This window comes from Streptosporangium brasiliense (genome assembly GCF_030811595.1).
GTDB lineage: Bacteria > Actinomycetota > Actinomycetes > Streptosporangiales > Streptosporangiaceae > Streptosporangium > Streptosporangium brasiliense.
This window is the reverse complement of record NZ_JAUSRB010000002.1, coordinates 3,056,462-3,071,052: the sequence shown is the minus strand read 5'-3', so window position 1 is coordinate 3,071,052 and position 14,591 is coordinate 3,056,462. Positions and strand designations below refer to the sequence as shown.

The following is a 14,591-nucleotide window of genomic DNA, read 5'->3' as shown; positions in this document are numbered from 1 at the left end:
ACATAGGGCCGCACAGCCCGCCGTGCCGGCTGTGCGGCCCCGGTGACCTCGCGGGCCACCCCCGCCCGGAGACGCGCGATCACGGCGCCGCCGGGCGGGACGGCCGTTACTTCACGTAGCTGATCAGGAAGGGGAGCCGCTGGCTGCCGTCCTCCACGGTGCCGATCGCCCCGCTGGGGTGGAGCACGACGTTGTCGTCGCCGTAGTGGTCACCCCTCCAGGAATAGATCCACGTCGGGCCGTCGAGGTATTTGGCGGCGCTGGTACGCCACACGTCGGAGGGGATGTCGGCCAACTGGCGGCCCTCCCCCTGGGCCGCGGCGAAAACGCGCGCCTCCTCGCGGGTCTTCTTGAGGCCCTTGCCGTACCAGTACAGGTGGTACGTGCCGGTGGCGAGCGCGCCGTCCTCCTCGGAGCCATCGACGGAGATGGGGATCTGTGTCAGCTGTTCGGTCATCGCTGTCCTACCTCTCACTCGGGGGAGGCGCACGGAGCACCGTCCCCCACCCGTTACGCACAGCTACATTTCCGTCACGGAAGGTAGTGAAACGGGGAGAGGGTGGGCGGGTCGACCGGAAGGGGGCACCCGAGGACGGCAAGGCCGGAGTCAGCCGGAGCCCGGGGCCGGACAGCAGGCCCGGAGTCAGGCCGGAGCCCGGAGCCGGACGGCAGGCCCGGAGTCAGCCGGAGGCCGGGGCCGGACCGGGACTCAGGGCCAGGAGGAGTCCTGGTCTGGGTCGCCGCCGTCGGACAGGAGCTTGACGTCGGACTCGACCATCATCGCGACGAGCTCCTCGAAGGAGACCGACGGCTCCCAGCCGAGCTGGACGCGGGCCTTCTTCGGGTCGGCGCAGAGCAGGTCCACCTCGGCGGGGCGGTGCAGGGACCGGTCACCGACCACGTACCGCTCCCAGTCGAGGCCGGCCGCGGCGAAGGCGGCCTCCACCAGCTCGCGGACGCTGTGGGTACGGCCGGTGCCGATCACGTAGTCCTCCGGCTCGTCCGCCTGGAGCATCAGGTGCATCGCGCGGACGTAGTCGCCCGCGTAGCCCCAGTCGCGGCGCGCCTCCATGTTGCCCAGGCGCAGCTCGGAGGCGATGCCGAGCTTGATCCTGGCCACGCCGAGGCTCACCTTGCGGGTGACGAACTCCGCGCCCCGGCGCGGGGACTCGTGGTTGAACAGGATCCCCGACACCGCGTACATGCCGTACGACTCGCGGTAGTTCTGGGTCAGGAAGTGGCCGTACGCCTTGGCCACGCCGTACGGCGAGCGGGGGTGGAAGGGGGTGATCTCGGTCTGCGGGGTCTCGCGGACCTGCCCGAACATCTCCGACGAGGACGCCTGGTAGAAGCGGATCTGCCCCGATCCGGCGGCCGTCCGCGAGGACGAGATGCCCGAGCAGACCCGGATGGCCTCCAGCATGCGCAGCACGCCCATGCCCGTCACCTCGGCGGTGAGCTCGGCCTGCTCCCACGACATCGGGACGAACGAGATGGCCCCCAGGTTGTAGACCTCGTCCGGCTGGACCTTCTCCACGGCGGAGATCAACGAGCCCTGGTCGAGCAGGTCGCCGCGGACGAGCTGGACGTCCTGCAGGAGCTTGCGCACCCGGGAGACGCGCGGGTTGGCCTGCCCGCGGGCCAGACCCCACACCTCGTATCCCTGATTCAGCAGGCACTCGGCCAGATAGGAACCGTCCTGCCCGGTGATACCGGTGATCAGTGCGCGCCTGGCCAACGCGTCCTCCTTGTTCGTCGAGCGGACCTCGTACCGCTGATTGGCGAATGTACCGCCATGCCCATAGATGGGCACCATGTCGGTCACACCACGACTAGAACGCGTTTCACCGAATCATACTCGGTCAGCCTAACTCCGCAGTTCGGGCCCTGTGCGAATTGTTCTGGGAACAATTACACCTCCGGTCCAAGAGAGCTCCCGAATGGTAGGGTCCGACTACGAAGGTCATCTTTCACGGTACCTGTCCCCTTCCGGACAGGGTGAGGAAGGGGTTGCCGTGCCAGGTGCGGACTCACTGCGGGTCGCGCTGCTGTCCTACCGCAGCAAGCCGACCTGCGGCGGCCAGGGCGTCTACCTGCGTCACCTCAGCCGGGAACTGGTCGCCCTCGGGCACCACGTCGAGGTCTTCTCCGGCCAGCCGTACCCGGAGCTCGACGAGGGCGTCATCCTCAACAAGGTCCCCAGCCTGGACCTCTACCGCGACGAGGACCCCTTCCGCACCCCCAAGCTGGGTGAGTACCGCGACTGGATCGACTGTCTAGAGGTCGCGACCATGTGGACCGCCGGGTTCCCCGAGCCGCTGACCTTCACTCTCCGGGCGCGCCGCGAGCTGAGCAAGCGCGTCGGCGACTTCGACGTCGTGCAGGACAACCAGACGCTCGGCTACGGCCTGCTCGGCATCCAGAAGCTGTTCCCCGTGGTCGGCACCATCCACCACCCGATCAGCGTGGACCGCCGGATCGAGCTGAAGGCCGCGCCGCTGCGCAAGAAGCTCTCGCTCAGACGGTGGTACGGCTTCGTGCGGATGCAGGCCAAGGTCGCTCCCCGGCTGAACCCGATCCTGACCGTCAGCGAGTCCTCCCTCGCCGACATCCACCGCGACTTCAACGTGCCCCAGGCCAACATGCGGCTCATCCCGCTCGGCGTGGACACCCGCTACTTCCACCCGCGCCCCGAGATGCCCAAGCGGCCCGGCTCGATCGTCGCGGTGGCCAGCGCCGACTCCCCGATGAAGGGCGTGGCGACGCTGCTGCGCGCGGTGGCGAAGCTCGCCACCGAGCGCGACGTCAACCTGACCGTGGTCAGCAAGCCCACCCCCGGCGGCCCGACCGAGAAGCTGGTCGCCGAGCTCTCCCTGCACGACCGGGTCCGGTTCGTGCACGGCATCTCCGACACCGAGCTGGGCGAGCTGATCGCCACCTCCGAGATCTCGGTCGTGCCCTCGCTCTACGAGGGCTTCTCGCTGCCGGCCGTCGAGCACATGGCCTGCGGCACCCCGCTGGTCGCCAGCCGTACCGGCGCGCTGCCCGAGGTGGTCGGCGACGCGGCCGTCCAGGTGGCCCCCGGCGACCCCGAGGAGCTGGCCGCCGTCCTGCGCCGGCTGCACGACTCCCCGGAGGAGCGGGCCGCGGTGGGCAGGAAGGGCTACGAGCGGGTCATGGAGCGCTACACCTGGAACGTCGTCGCCCAGCGGACCGTGGAGGCCTACCACGAGGCCATCCAGGCCCGCCGGGCGAAGTGACCGGATCTCAAACCGAACATCTCAAAAGGCTCAAGAGGAGCGGCGAGTGCTGACTGTCGACTTCGGCCGGTTGCCCGTGGGGCCCGGAACCCGAGTTCTGGACCTGGGCTGCGGCGGCGGACGGCATGCGTTCGAGGTGCTGCGCCGGGGCGCCGACGTCGTGGCCTTCGACATGGACGCCGAGGAGCTGGAGGGCGTGGCGAGCATGTTCGCCGCGATGGACAAGGCCGGCGAGGTGCCCGCGGGCGCGACGGCCGAGACCGTGACCGGCGACGCGCTCAAGATGCCGTTCGAGGACGCCAGCTTCGACCGGGTGATCGCGGCCGAGGTGCTGGAGCACATCCCCGACGACATGGCCGCGATGCGGGAGATCTTCCGGGTGCTCAAGCCGGGCGGCCGGGCGGCCATCACCGTGCCGAGCTTCCTGCCGGAGCGGATCTGCTGGGCGCTGGACGAGGCCTACCACACCGCCCCCGGCGGGCACGTCCGCATCTACACGCTGGCCGAGCTGAGCGCCAAGCTGAAGTCGATCGGCATGGAGATCGGCCCGCACCACCACGCCCACGGCCTGCACGCGCCGTACTGGTGGATCAAGTGCGCGGTCGGCGTCAACAACGACGACCACCCGCTGGCCAAGGCCTACCACGAGATCCTGGTCTGGGACATCATGAAGCGCCCGGCCGCGACCAGGATCGCCGAGGCGCTGCTCAACCCGCTCATCGGCAAGAGCGTGGTGCTCTACGTGCGGAAACCCGCATGATCTACTGGGAGCGGATCCGACGCGGCGGGCGCAGTGGGCCGCGGAGGGACGGGGCGGACCGCGGAGCGAATGGGGAGCGGTGAGCGACCGGTTGGAGTGGGAGCAGGTCGTCCAGACCGCTCAGAGCATCGCGGACGTGCAGGAGGCCGACGGCGGCATCCCGTGGCCCGAGGGACACGTGGACGCCTGGAACCACGTCGAATGCCTGATGGCGATGAGCGTGGCGGGGCTCTCCGGACCGGCCCGCAAGGGTTACGACTGGCTGGTCCGCACGCAGCGGGCCGACGGCTCCTGGCCGATGAAGCTGGTCGGCGGCAGGGCGGTCGAGCAGGGCGGGGAGTCCAACCACGCCGCATATGTCGCGGTCGGCGTCTGGCATGAGCTGCTGGTCACCGGGGACGACGGATTCGCCCGCGAGATGTGGCCGGTCGTCCGGGCGGCGCTGGACTTCGTGGTCGAACTGCAGACCACCCGGGGTGAGATCGTCTGGGAGCGGGCGGCCGACGGCACGCCTGCCCGCTACGCCCTGCTGACCGGCTGCTCCTCCGTTTACCAGGGGCTCCGCAGCGGCGTGCTGCTGGGTGAGCGGCTGGGCGATCCGCAGCCCGACTGGGAGCTCGCGGCCGACCAGCTCGGCCACGTGCTCGCCGCCCATCCTGAGGCGTTCGCCGACAAGAGCCGCTTCTCGATGGACTGGTACTACCCGATCCTCGGCGGCGCGCTCCGCGGCCCGGCCGCCCAGGCACGGCTGGCCGAGGAGTGGGACACGTTCGTGGAGCCGGGCCTCGGCATCCGCTGCGTCTCCGACCAGCCGTGGGTGACCGGCGCCGAGTCATGCGAGCTGGTGCTCGCCCTGGACGCCCTGGGCGAGCGGGACCGGGCGCTGAAGCTCTTCGCCGACATGCAGCACCTCCGGCACGAGGACGGCTCCTACTGGACCGGCTGGCAGTTCGTGAACGGCAAGCACTTCCCGCACGAGCGCTCCGCCTACACCGCGGCCGCCGTGGTGCTGGCCTCCGACGCGCTGACCGGGCACACCCCCGCCGCGGGCATCTTCCGGGACGCGGGCAGTCACGTGACCGACCGCCCCACGGCGGCCTGCGGCTGCAGCCACGCCCCCTCGCGGACCTGAGCCCGTGCCCCGCACGGGCGCGGGCCATGACATTCCGGACCGAGCCCGTGCCGCTCAGGACTTGGCCCTGTGGCACCTACGGGACCTGAGTCCGCGCCCCGCACGGACGTGACACTCCGGAGCGAGCCCGTGCCGCTCACGGGCCCGGGTCTGTTTCCCCGCGCGGACCCGGAGCCGGTGACCCGTGTCCGTGATCCCGTCGACGGGCCCGCGGGCCTGACGGGACCACCCGGGATCTAACGCTTTCTTTGCCCGGAACCCGAAACGCGGTGCTTGAAGGGCCGAATGCGGCTTACTACGTTCGGGCCTGTGAGCAATGCGGAGGGCACCCGGACAACAGCTCAGAGTGACGGAGCCGAGGAGGTCTCCGCGGCGAAGGCCCCCGACGTGGCCCAGGTCCCCGGCACCGGGGAGGCCCCCGAGGAGGGGTGGTTCTCCGGCGCGGCCTCCGATCCCTCCGGCGCGGCCCCCGATCCGGAGGCGCCGTCCGGCGACGTGCCGGAGCCGGCCTCCCCGGCCTCCGCGTCTCCCGCCTCCCCGGCCTCCACGTCTCCGGCCGCCCCCGCCGTCCCATCCCTGGACACGCCGACCGCCCCGGCCGTCCCATCCCTGGACACGCCGACCGCCCCGCTCCCGGTCGTCCCACTCCCGGTCGCCCCGGCAGCATCAGCCTCGGCCGCCCCTTCCCCGGGCACCCCACTCCCTGCGTCCCCGGCCACCTCGACTCCGGCCACCTCGACTCCGGTCGCCTCTGCCCGGGCCACCCCTTCCCCGGGCACTCCGCTCCCGGCCTCCCCGGCCGCTCCGGGCCCGTCGGCTCCGGACGCCCCCACCCTCATGGACCCGGCGGAGCTGGAGCTGACCAGACCACGTGGCCTGACGAGCCTGCTCTGGCAGGACCTCGCCCGGGCCGACTCCGGGCCGCGCCGGTTCCGGCTGGGACCGGCCCGCGAGCGGCTGGAGAACTCGGGCCGGTCGTTCCTGACGGGCTACAACGCGGTGATCGCCGGTGAGGTCGAGCGGATCGACGACATCCACGACGAGCTGCGCGGATACGCCTACGGGGGCGCGGGAGCGGCCTGCGCGACCCTGGACGTGCTGACGGGCACCGGCGGCCGACGGCTGAGGGGCCTGCTCAACGGGCCCGGCATGCGCCATCCGCACATGATCCACCTGGGCACCGGCTGGGCGTACGCCCGGCTGCGCATGCGGCCGATGTGGGGCATCCGCTCGGTCCACCCGCTGCTGCGCTGGCTGGCCTTCGACGGCTTCGGTTTCCACCAGGGCTTCTTCGCCACCGACCGGACGGTCGGGCGGCAGCGTACGGCCGGCCTGATGGACCGGACGCGCCGGGCGATCTTCGATCAGGGACTGGGCCGGATGCTCTGGTTCCACGAGTGCGCGGGCGTGGACGACGTCATCCTCCGCATCGCCGAATTCCCTCCGGGCCGCCGCGCCGACCTGTGGAGCGGTGTGGGCATGGCCGCCACGTACACCGGCGGGGCGGGCGCCGCCGAGCTGGAACGGCTGGGCGCGGCGGCGGCCGAGGACGGCTTCCGCGCCCACCTCGTCCAGGGCAGCGCCTCCGCCTGCGCCGCAAGGCTGATCTCCGGGACCGTGCCCGAGCACACGGCCGCCGCCGCGCCCGCGCTGTGCGGGGCGGACGTCGACGAGGCCGCCGGCTGGACCGACACCGCGCTCATCGCCCTGGGGCACAACGCGCACAGCGGCGACCACTACCAGGCTTGGCGGGCGGGGATCAGGAAGACCTGGGCGCGGCGCAACCGCGACTCATGACCACAGCTCGGGGAGTCGTGAAAGCGGTGCCGGGGATCCGCAGGTGCGCGGCGGGGGCGCTGGCCCTGACGGCCTGCGCCGCCGGCTGGCTGCTGACCGGCCCCCCGCGCGCCTCCACGGTGGAGGCCGCCGCGGGCTTCTCCTTCGCCGCCAGCCGCCTCGGCCCGGCCGACCGGCCGGGCGACCGGAGCCTCCGGCCGGTCGCGCCGGGCTACCGGAACCTCCGGGCCTGGGTCTCCTCGACGGGCGCGGGGGTCGCGCTGTTCGACGTCGACAACGCGGTCGTCTCCGACGACGTGTGCCTGGTCGACCCGCGTCATGACACGGTGACCGTGAGCCCCGCGCCGGGGACGCCCCGGCGCTACCGGCCGTTCACGCTGTCCGCGCCGGGGCGGATGCCGTACGAGGCGCCGACGGGGTGCCTGCCGGCCGACCTCGACCAGGACGGCTGGCAGGACCTGGTCGTCTACTACTGGGGCCGCTCCCCCTCGCTGTTCCTGCGCGTGCCCGGGGTCCCGCCGTCCGGGGCGGCCTTCCGCCACCGGGACCTGACCCCGCGGCCGGAGGTCTGGAACACCAGCGCCGCCACGGCCGGTGACTTCGACGGCGACGGCCGCCTCGACCTGGTCTTCGGCAACTACTTCCCGGACGGCGCCAGGGTGCTGGACGACACCGGCGACCACGGCGACATCGTGCTGCCCGGCTCGCTGTCCGACGCCGGGGACGGGGGTGCCGACCGGCTCTACCGGGCGACGGGGCCCGCCCGGTTCGCCGAGGCCGAAGGGGTGTTCGGCGAGTCCGGGGGCAGGGGGTGGACGCTCGCGCTGGGCGCCCAGGACCTGGACGGCGACGGGCTGCCCGAGCTGTACGTGGCCAACGACTTCGGCCCGGACGAGCTGCTGGTCAACGAGTCCGCGCCCGGCAGGATCAGCTTCCGGGAGGCGCGCGGCACCCGGCACCTGGCCACGCCCAAGTCCCGCGTGGTCGGCCAGGACTCCTTCAAGGGCATGGGGGTCGGCTTCACCGATCTCAACGCCGACGGCACACCGGACATCCTGGTCAGCAACCTCACCGAGGACTACGCGCTGCACGAGAGCAACTTCGCCTTCGTCTCCCGGCCGGGCGGGCTCCACGGGGGCCACGCGCCCTACGACGACCGCGGCGAGGAGCTGGGGCTGGGCCGTACCGGCTGGTCCTGGGACGTCAAGGCCGCCGACTTCGACAACGACGGCACCGACGAGATCATGCACGCGACCGGGGCGGTCCGGGGGGAGGTCAGCCGGTGGGCGCAGCTGCAGGAGGCGGCGATGTCCAACGACCTGTTCCTGCGGGAGCCGGCGCTGTGGCCGCGCCTCGGGGCCGGGGACGACCTGTCGGGCCGCGACACCAACAGCTTCTTCGCCCGGGGCGCCGACGGCCGCTACGTGGACGTGGCCCGGCGGGCCGGGGTCGGCGGGGACACGGTCAGCCGGTCCTTCGCCGTCGGTGACGTCGACGACGACGGGCGGCTGGACTTCGCGGTCGCCAACCAGTGGGCCGCCTCGGCGCTCTACCGCAACGACGGCGCCACCGCGCCGTTCGTGGGCCTGCGCCCACGTCTTCCCGCCGGTCCCTGCGCCACGGCCCCCGCCCAGGCCCATCCCTTCCCGGCCCAGGCCCGCCCCCTCCCGGCGCCTCTCACCTCAACCGGCCCGGCAACGGCGCTCTCCGCGCTCATCAGCCCCCTCCCGTCCCGCTCCGCCCCCGGGCTCACCGGCCCCCTCTCACCCCACCCCGTCGCGGCGCTCTCGGCGCTCATCAGCCCTCTCCCGACCGGCCCGCCGCTGGAGCGGCCGCGGCTGACGCTCCCCGCGCTCGTCGGCCCGGCCGCGTCAGGCGCCGTCCGGTCCCGCTCCGCCGCGCCCGGCCGGGTCCGGACGCGTCCGGCCGTCGGAGCCACCGCCACGGTGCGCCTGCCCGGCGGGAGGACGCTGAGCCGGCAGCTCTACCCGGCCAACGGGCACAACGGCGTCTCCGCGCCGGAGCTGCTGTTCGGCCTGGGCGACGGCGCGCCGGACGGCCCGTACCCGGTCGAGCTGTCCTGGCGCGACGCCTGCGGCGTCCTCCACGCCGCGTCGGTGTCCGTACGGCCCGGCTGGCACCGGCTCCTGCTGGCCGACGGCCGCGCCCGGGAGATGGACTGATCATGACCACCGCCCGGGAACGCGACAGGGCGCTCCGGTATTTCGCCGGGTCCATCACCCTGGTGACGGTGCTGGGGCACACCGTGCTCGGCTTCGAGCAGGCCTATCTGGCGCCGATCGTGGGCGCGGTCACCGGGGTGACCGCCGAGTTCGCGCTGGAGACCGTGGAGGCGTGGGCGTGGCGGCGCCGGGCGCGGTACCGCGGGGCGGGGCCCGGCCGGGTGGCCGGCTTCCTGCTGCCCTCCTACATCACCGGGCTGACGTGCGCGATGCTGCTGTCCGGCAGCGCGCACCCGGCGCCGGTCGCGCTGGCCGTCCTCATCGGCGTCGGCAGCACCTACGTCCTGCGGGTCAGGGTGCCCGGCACGGCGGCGGGCACGCCCGGCAGGCACTACCTGAACCCGCCGTGCTCCGGCGCCGCCGCCGTGCTGCTGCTGATGCCGTGGGTCGGCGCCGCGCCGCCGTACCAGTTCACCGAATGGGTGTCGGGGCCGTTCGACGCGCTCGTGCCGCTGGCCCTGCTGGCGCTGGGCGCGGCGAACGCCGGGCTGGCCGGGAGGCTGCCGCTGGCCCTGGGCTGGGCGGTCGGGTCCGCCCTGCAGGGGCTCGTCCGGGGCGCGGCGGCCGGCCTCCCGCCGCTCGGCGCCCTGCTGCCGATGACCGGTGCGGCGTTCGTCCTCTACACCACCTACCTGGTCACCGACCTGGACACGACTCCGGCGAGGCCCCGTAACCAGGTCTGGTTCGGCCTGGCCGCGGCGGCGGTCTACGGCCTGCTGGTCCAGCTCCACGTCGTGTTCGGGCTGCTGTCCGCCCTTTTGATCGTCTGCGCCGGCCGGGGGGCGGGCCTGGCCCTGCTCGCCCGCGTCCGCCCGCTCACCGTCCCCGTCCCCGCCGGCGCGCGGGACCTGCCCGAGGTCCCGGCGGGCGTCCAGCCATGATCCATGTGAACACCGGAGAGGTGTGCCGAATGTCCGTCGCGATCGTGGGGTTGGCCTGCACCTATCCGGACGCGCCCGATCCGCTGGCGCTGTGGGAGACGGTGCTGTGGCAGCGGCGGGCCTTCCGCCGCCTGCCCGTCGAGCGGCTGGACCTGACCGACTACCACTCCCCCGACCGGTCGGCCCCCGACCGCACCCACAGCACCCGCGCCGCCCTGATCGAGGGCTGGGAGTTCGACCGGGCCGCCTTCGGCGTCCCCGAGGCGGTCCACCGGGTCACCGACCCGGCCCACTGGCTGGCCCTGGACACCGCCTCCCGCGCCCTGGCGGACGCGGGGGTCCCCGGCGGGGAGGGGCTCGACCGGGACCGGGTCACGGTGGTCGTCGGCAACACCCTGACCGGCGAGGTCTCCCGGGCCGCCGCCCTCCGGCTGCGCTGGCCGTACGTGCGGCGCGTGCTGGCCTCGGCCCTGGCCGAGCTCCCCCAGGAGACGGCCGCCCGGTTGCTGGCCCAGGCGGAGACCGGGTATCTGCGGCCCTTCCCCGAGATCTCCGACGAGAGCCTGGCCGGGAGCCTGCCCGGCACGATCGCCACGCGCATCTGCGACCACTTCGGCCTGCGCGGCGGCGGATACGCGGTGGACGGCGCCGGCGCCTCGTCCCTGCTCGCGGTGGTCACCGCGTGCCGTTCGCTGCTGGACGGGAGCGCGGACTTCGCCCTGGCCGGCGGCGTGGACCTCAGCCTCGACCCGTTCGAGCTGGTCGGCCTGGCCAAGGCGGGCGTGCTGGCCGGTGAGCGGATGCGGGTCTACGACGTCCGGTCGGACGGTTTCTGGCCGGGCGAGGGCTGCGGGATCGTCGCCCTGGCGCGTACGGCCGACGCCCGTGCCGCCGGGTCCCGGATCTACGCGGAGATCGCCGGCTGGGGCGTGTCCTGCGACGGCGGGGGCGACCTCTCCCGCCCGGAGGCCGACGGCCGGCTCCTGGCGCTGCGCCGCGCCTACGCGCGGGCGGAGGTCTCCCCCGCCGCGGTCGCCCTGTTCGAGGGCAGCGGCACCGGCACGGCCGCCGCCGACACCGCCGAGCTCACCGCGCTCACCCGCCTCCTCTCCGACGCCGCGCGGCAGGCGGTCCCCGAGCCTGACCCCGTACGGCGGGCGGCGCCCGGCGCAGGTCCCGCTCCGGAGGCGGTGAACAGGAGCGGGTCTGCGAAGGAGGCGGTGAACGGGACCGGCCTCGCGGAGGAGACAGTGAACGGGACCGCGCGGCGGGCGGCGATCGGGTCCGTCGGCGCCAACATCGGGCACACCAAGGCGGCGGCCGGGGTCGCGGGGCTGATCAAGGCCACCCTGAGCATCGCCTCCGGCGTGCTCCCCCCGACCACCGGCTGCCGGTCCCCGCACCCCCTCCTGACCGTCCCCGGCGCGCCCCTGCGTGCCCTGACCGCCCCCGAGCCGTGGCCCGCCGGACCCCGCCACGCGGGGGTGAGCGCCATGGGCTCCGGCGGCGTCAACGTCCACCTCGTCCTCACCGCGCCCGGCCCGGCCGGCGCGGATCCCCTCCCCGCCGGAGCGGGGGACGTCCGGCCCCGGCGGGCGATCGACGGGCCCTCGTGGGAGGAGCCGGTGGTGTTCGCCTTCTCGGGCGAGGACGCCGGGGCCGTGCGGCCGGTGCTGGAGCGTGTCGCGGACCAGGCGGCGCGGTGGTCGGAGGCGGAGCTGTGCGACCTCGCGCACGCGCTGGGGACCGCCCCCGCCGGGCCGTCGCGGATCGCGATCGTGGCGGGGTCGGCCGAACAGCTCGCCGAGCGGGCCGGCACCGCCCTGGAGTGGCTGGACGCCTCGGGGTCCGGCCTGCCGGCCGCCCTGCCGGGGATCTATCCCGGGCCGGGTCCGGACGCCGGTACCGCCCCCTCCCTCCCCGCCGGGTCCTGCCCCGCCGGGGTCCCCTCGGCCGAGACCGCCGCCGCTCTCTGGGCGGCCATGATGGTCCCGGACCTCACCGCCCTCTACGGTGACCTCCCGGCCCGCCCCGTCGACATCTGGCGCGACCGCGTCTTCGTCGCCGGCCCGTGCGCGCCCGTCCGGCACGGCGGCGCCGGGCAGGAGACCCGCGCGGAGGCGCCCCGGGAGCGGGCCGGCGCCGGGCCGGTGGCCGGGGTGGCGCGCTGGGTGAGGTGCTTCGCCGAGGATCCGGAGGCCGGCGGCCGGGCCGCCCCCGTGGCGACCGGGGCCGGTCCCGCGGTGGCCGGGGCCGCTCCCACGACCGGGAAGGGACGTCCCGGCACCCGGCCGCGGACGGAGGCCCGGAACAGTCCGGGCAGGCGGGTCGTGATCGGCGACCCGCTCCGGCCCGGGGCGGTCGAGACCCTGGTCACGGCGGTCCATGAGGCGATCGCGGGCCTCGAGGGGCTGACCGTGGTCTGCGAGGGCGACGCCCTGTCCGGGTTCCTGGCGTCGCTGCGGCTGGAGCATCCCGGCCTCGACCTGGGCACCGGGCACCCGGGCGGCAGGATGCCACTCGCCCTCGACGGGCAGGGACCGCTCCCGGTGGGCCCCGCGGACGTGGTGCTGGTCAGCGGGGACGACGAGGGGATCGGGTCCGCCTGTGCCGTGGCGCTGGCCGAGGCGAGCGGGTGCGCGCTGGCCCTGCTCGGGCGGGAGCGGCCGGACCCCGGAGCGGTGGCGGCCGGAGATCCGGAGAAGCTTGCCGCCAGGGGGATCCGGCACGGCTACGCGGCGGCGGACCTCGGTGACGCCGAGGAGGTGGGGCACGCCGTACGGGAGCTGGAGAGCACGCTGGGGCCGGTCACCATGGTGATCCACTCGACGCGCGGCGGCCGGCCGGGCCGGTTCGCCGACCTCACGGCCGAGGACTTCGCGCGGCACGTCACCTCCGAGCTGACCGGCCTGGACAACCTGCTCGCCGCGGCCGCGCCCCGGCACGTCGTGACGTTCGGATCGGTGGCCGGCCGGTACGGCATGGCGGGCGAGAGTTGCCGGGCGCTGGCCTGCGGGCTGGTGCGCGACCGGGTCGGGAGGATCGGCGGGCTGCACGTCGACTGGCCGGCGTGGGCCGTCGACGGCTCCGGACCGGGGCCGGCCGGGTCCCCGGGCGGCGCGGACGCGACGGTTCTCACGCCGCGGGAGGGGACGGAGCTGTTCCTCACGCTGCTCACGAGCGGGGACCTGCCGTCCGGCGTGGCCGTCCACGGCAGGCTGGACGGGCCCGCGGCCCCCTGCCAGGGAGGGGGCCGCTTCCTCGACGAGGTGCGCGTGCACGTCCCCGGGGTGGAGCTGGTCGCCGACAGCCGCCTGTCGCTCAAGAGCGACGCCTACCTGGACGACCACCGGATCGACGGGCTGGCGGTGCTGCCCGCGGTGGTGGCGCTGGAGGCGATGGCGCAGGCCGCGGGGGTGCTGGCGGGGCGGCCGCTGGACGAGGCCGGGCAGATGACGTTCGACCGGCCGGTGGTCGTGCCCGACGAGGGCGGCACCACGATCCGGGTGTGCGCGCTCCGGCACGGGCAGAGCGTCGAGGTGGTGGTCCGCAGCGAGGAGACGGGATTCCACGTCGACCACTTCAGGGCCGTGTTCCCGGTGGACCCGGCCGACGAGACGCTCGCCGTGCCACAGCTGAACCGGGACGGCACCGAGCCGCTGGACGCCGGGGAGCTGTACGGCGCGCTGTGCTTCCACACCGGCCGGTTCCAGCGGGTCAGGGAGCTCACCCTCGTCGAGGCGCGGGGGTGCCGGGGCGAGCTGCAGGGCGACGGCCCGGACGGCTGGTTCGAGGGCAGGCCGGTGCTGGGCAGCCCGGGGCTGAGCGATGCCACGATCCACGCGCTGCAGGCGTGCGTGCCGCACCGGCGGCTGCTGCCGGTCGGCGGCGAGCGGCTGGTGGTCCGCCCGTCCCAGGGGGACGTCCGGCTGCACGCCACCGAGCGCCACCACGACGGGGGCGAGTACGTCTGGGACGTCACCGCCACCGACGTGCGCGGGCGGCTGGTGGCGGCGTGGACCGGGCTGCGGCTGAAGGACGTCGGCCCGATCCCCCGGCGTGACCCGTGGCCGCCGAACCTGCTGGCCGTCTACCTGCAACGGGCCGCGATCGCCCTCGGCCTCGATCCGGCGCTCCACGTGACCATGGACGGCGGGGCCTCCCGCAGCCGGCTGGGCGATCTCGTGCTCGGCGTGGACGCCCCGGCCCACTGTGCCTGGGAGCGGGTGGGCGGGGCGAGCGGGACCCTGGGGCCGGCGTTCGCCCCGCTGATCGACGAGTTACGGCTGTGCTGCGACGAGCCCGAGGAGACCGTGACCACCCGGATCTGGACGGCCGTCCAGTGCCTGACCCGGGCGGACCGCCCGCCGTCGGCGCCGCTCACCGTCGTGGGAGGTCATGAGGACGGCTGGCTGCTGCTGCGGGCCGGCTCCGACCTGATCGCCTCGGCGGTGGTCCGGGTCAGGGGCGTGCAGGAGCCGGTCGCGGTCTCCATCGTGACCGGGGAGCGGCGATGAG

Annotated in this window: 9 protein-coding genes; 7 read left to right on the top strand and 2 right to left on the bottom strand. The window is 74.4% G+C overall.

Translation table 11 applies throughout. From position 1 onward, the window contains the following. Window positions 1-106: 106 nt before the first annotated feature. On the bottom strand, window positions 107-457 hold the full coding sequence (locus J2S55_RS22855) for a hypothetical protein (protein ID WP_306864562.1): 351 nt from the start codon (window positions 455-457) through the stop codon (window positions 107-109). Window positions 458-709: 252 nt separating this feature from the next. After that, complete coding sequence (locus J2S55_RS22850) at window positions 710-1,738, bottom strand: GDP-mannose 4,6-dehydratase (RefSeq protein ID WP_306864559.1); 1,029 nt, start codon at window positions 1,736-1,738, stop codon at window positions 710-712. Window positions 1,739-1,979: 241 nt separating this feature from the next. Between J2S55_RS22850 and J2S55_RS22845 the strand changes: the two genes are divergently transcribed. From J2S55_RS22845 to J2S55_RS22815, 7 genes are all read left to right on the top strand, one after another. Continuing rightward, window positions 1,980-3,260 carry a glycosyltransferase family 4 protein gene (locus J2S55_RS22845; protein ID WP_370879793.1) on the top strand — a complete coding sequence of 427 codons (1,281 nt, stop codon included), beginning with the start codon at window positions 1,980-1,982 and terminating at the stop codon, window positions 3,258-3,260. 46 nt (window positions 3,261-3,306) lie between these two features. Beyond that, window positions 3,307-4,020, top strand: coding sequence for a class I SAM-dependent methyltransferase (locus J2S55_RS22840; RefSeq protein WP_370879693.1), 714 nt, complete (start codon window positions 3,307-3,309; stop codon window positions 4,018-4,020). 79 nt (window positions 4,021-4,099) lie between these two features. Next, the gene (locus J2S55_RS22835) at window positions 4,100-5,152 is read left to right on the top strand and encodes a prenyltransferase (protein ID WP_306864554.1); all 1,053 of its coding nucleotides are present in this window, start codon (window positions 4,100-4,102) and stop codon (window positions 5,150-5,152) included. A 309-nt stretch (window positions 5,153-5,461) separates the two neighbouring features. Next, window positions 5,462-6,949, top strand: a complete 1,488-nt coding sequence (locus J2S55_RS22830; RefSeq protein ID WP_306864551.1) for a DUF1702 family protein — start codon at window positions 5,462-5,464, stop codon at window positions 6,947-6,949. A gap of 17 nt (window positions 6,950-6,966) precedes the next feature. Beyond that, window positions 6,967-9,132, top strand: coding sequence for a CRTAC1 family protein (locus tag J2S55_RS22825; protein ID WP_306864548.1), 2,166 nt, complete (start codon window positions 6,967-6,969; stop codon window positions 9,130-9,132). Between the two features lie 2 nt (window positions 9,133-9,134). Continuing rightward, the gene (locus tag J2S55_RS22820) at window positions 9,135-10,073 is read left to right on the top strand and encodes an enediyne biosynthesis protein UnbU (protein WP_306864545.1); all 939 of its coding nucleotides are present in this window, start codon (window positions 9,135-9,137) and stop codon (window positions 10,071-10,073) included. Window positions 10,074-10,102: 29 nt separating this feature from the next. Then, a complete protein-coding gene (locus J2S55_RS22815; protein WP_306864542.1) occupies window positions 10,103-14,590 on the top strand; it encodes an SDR family NAD(P)-dependent oxidoreductase in 4,488 nt (1,495 codons plus the stop codon). Window position 14,591: the final 1 nt, after the last annotated feature.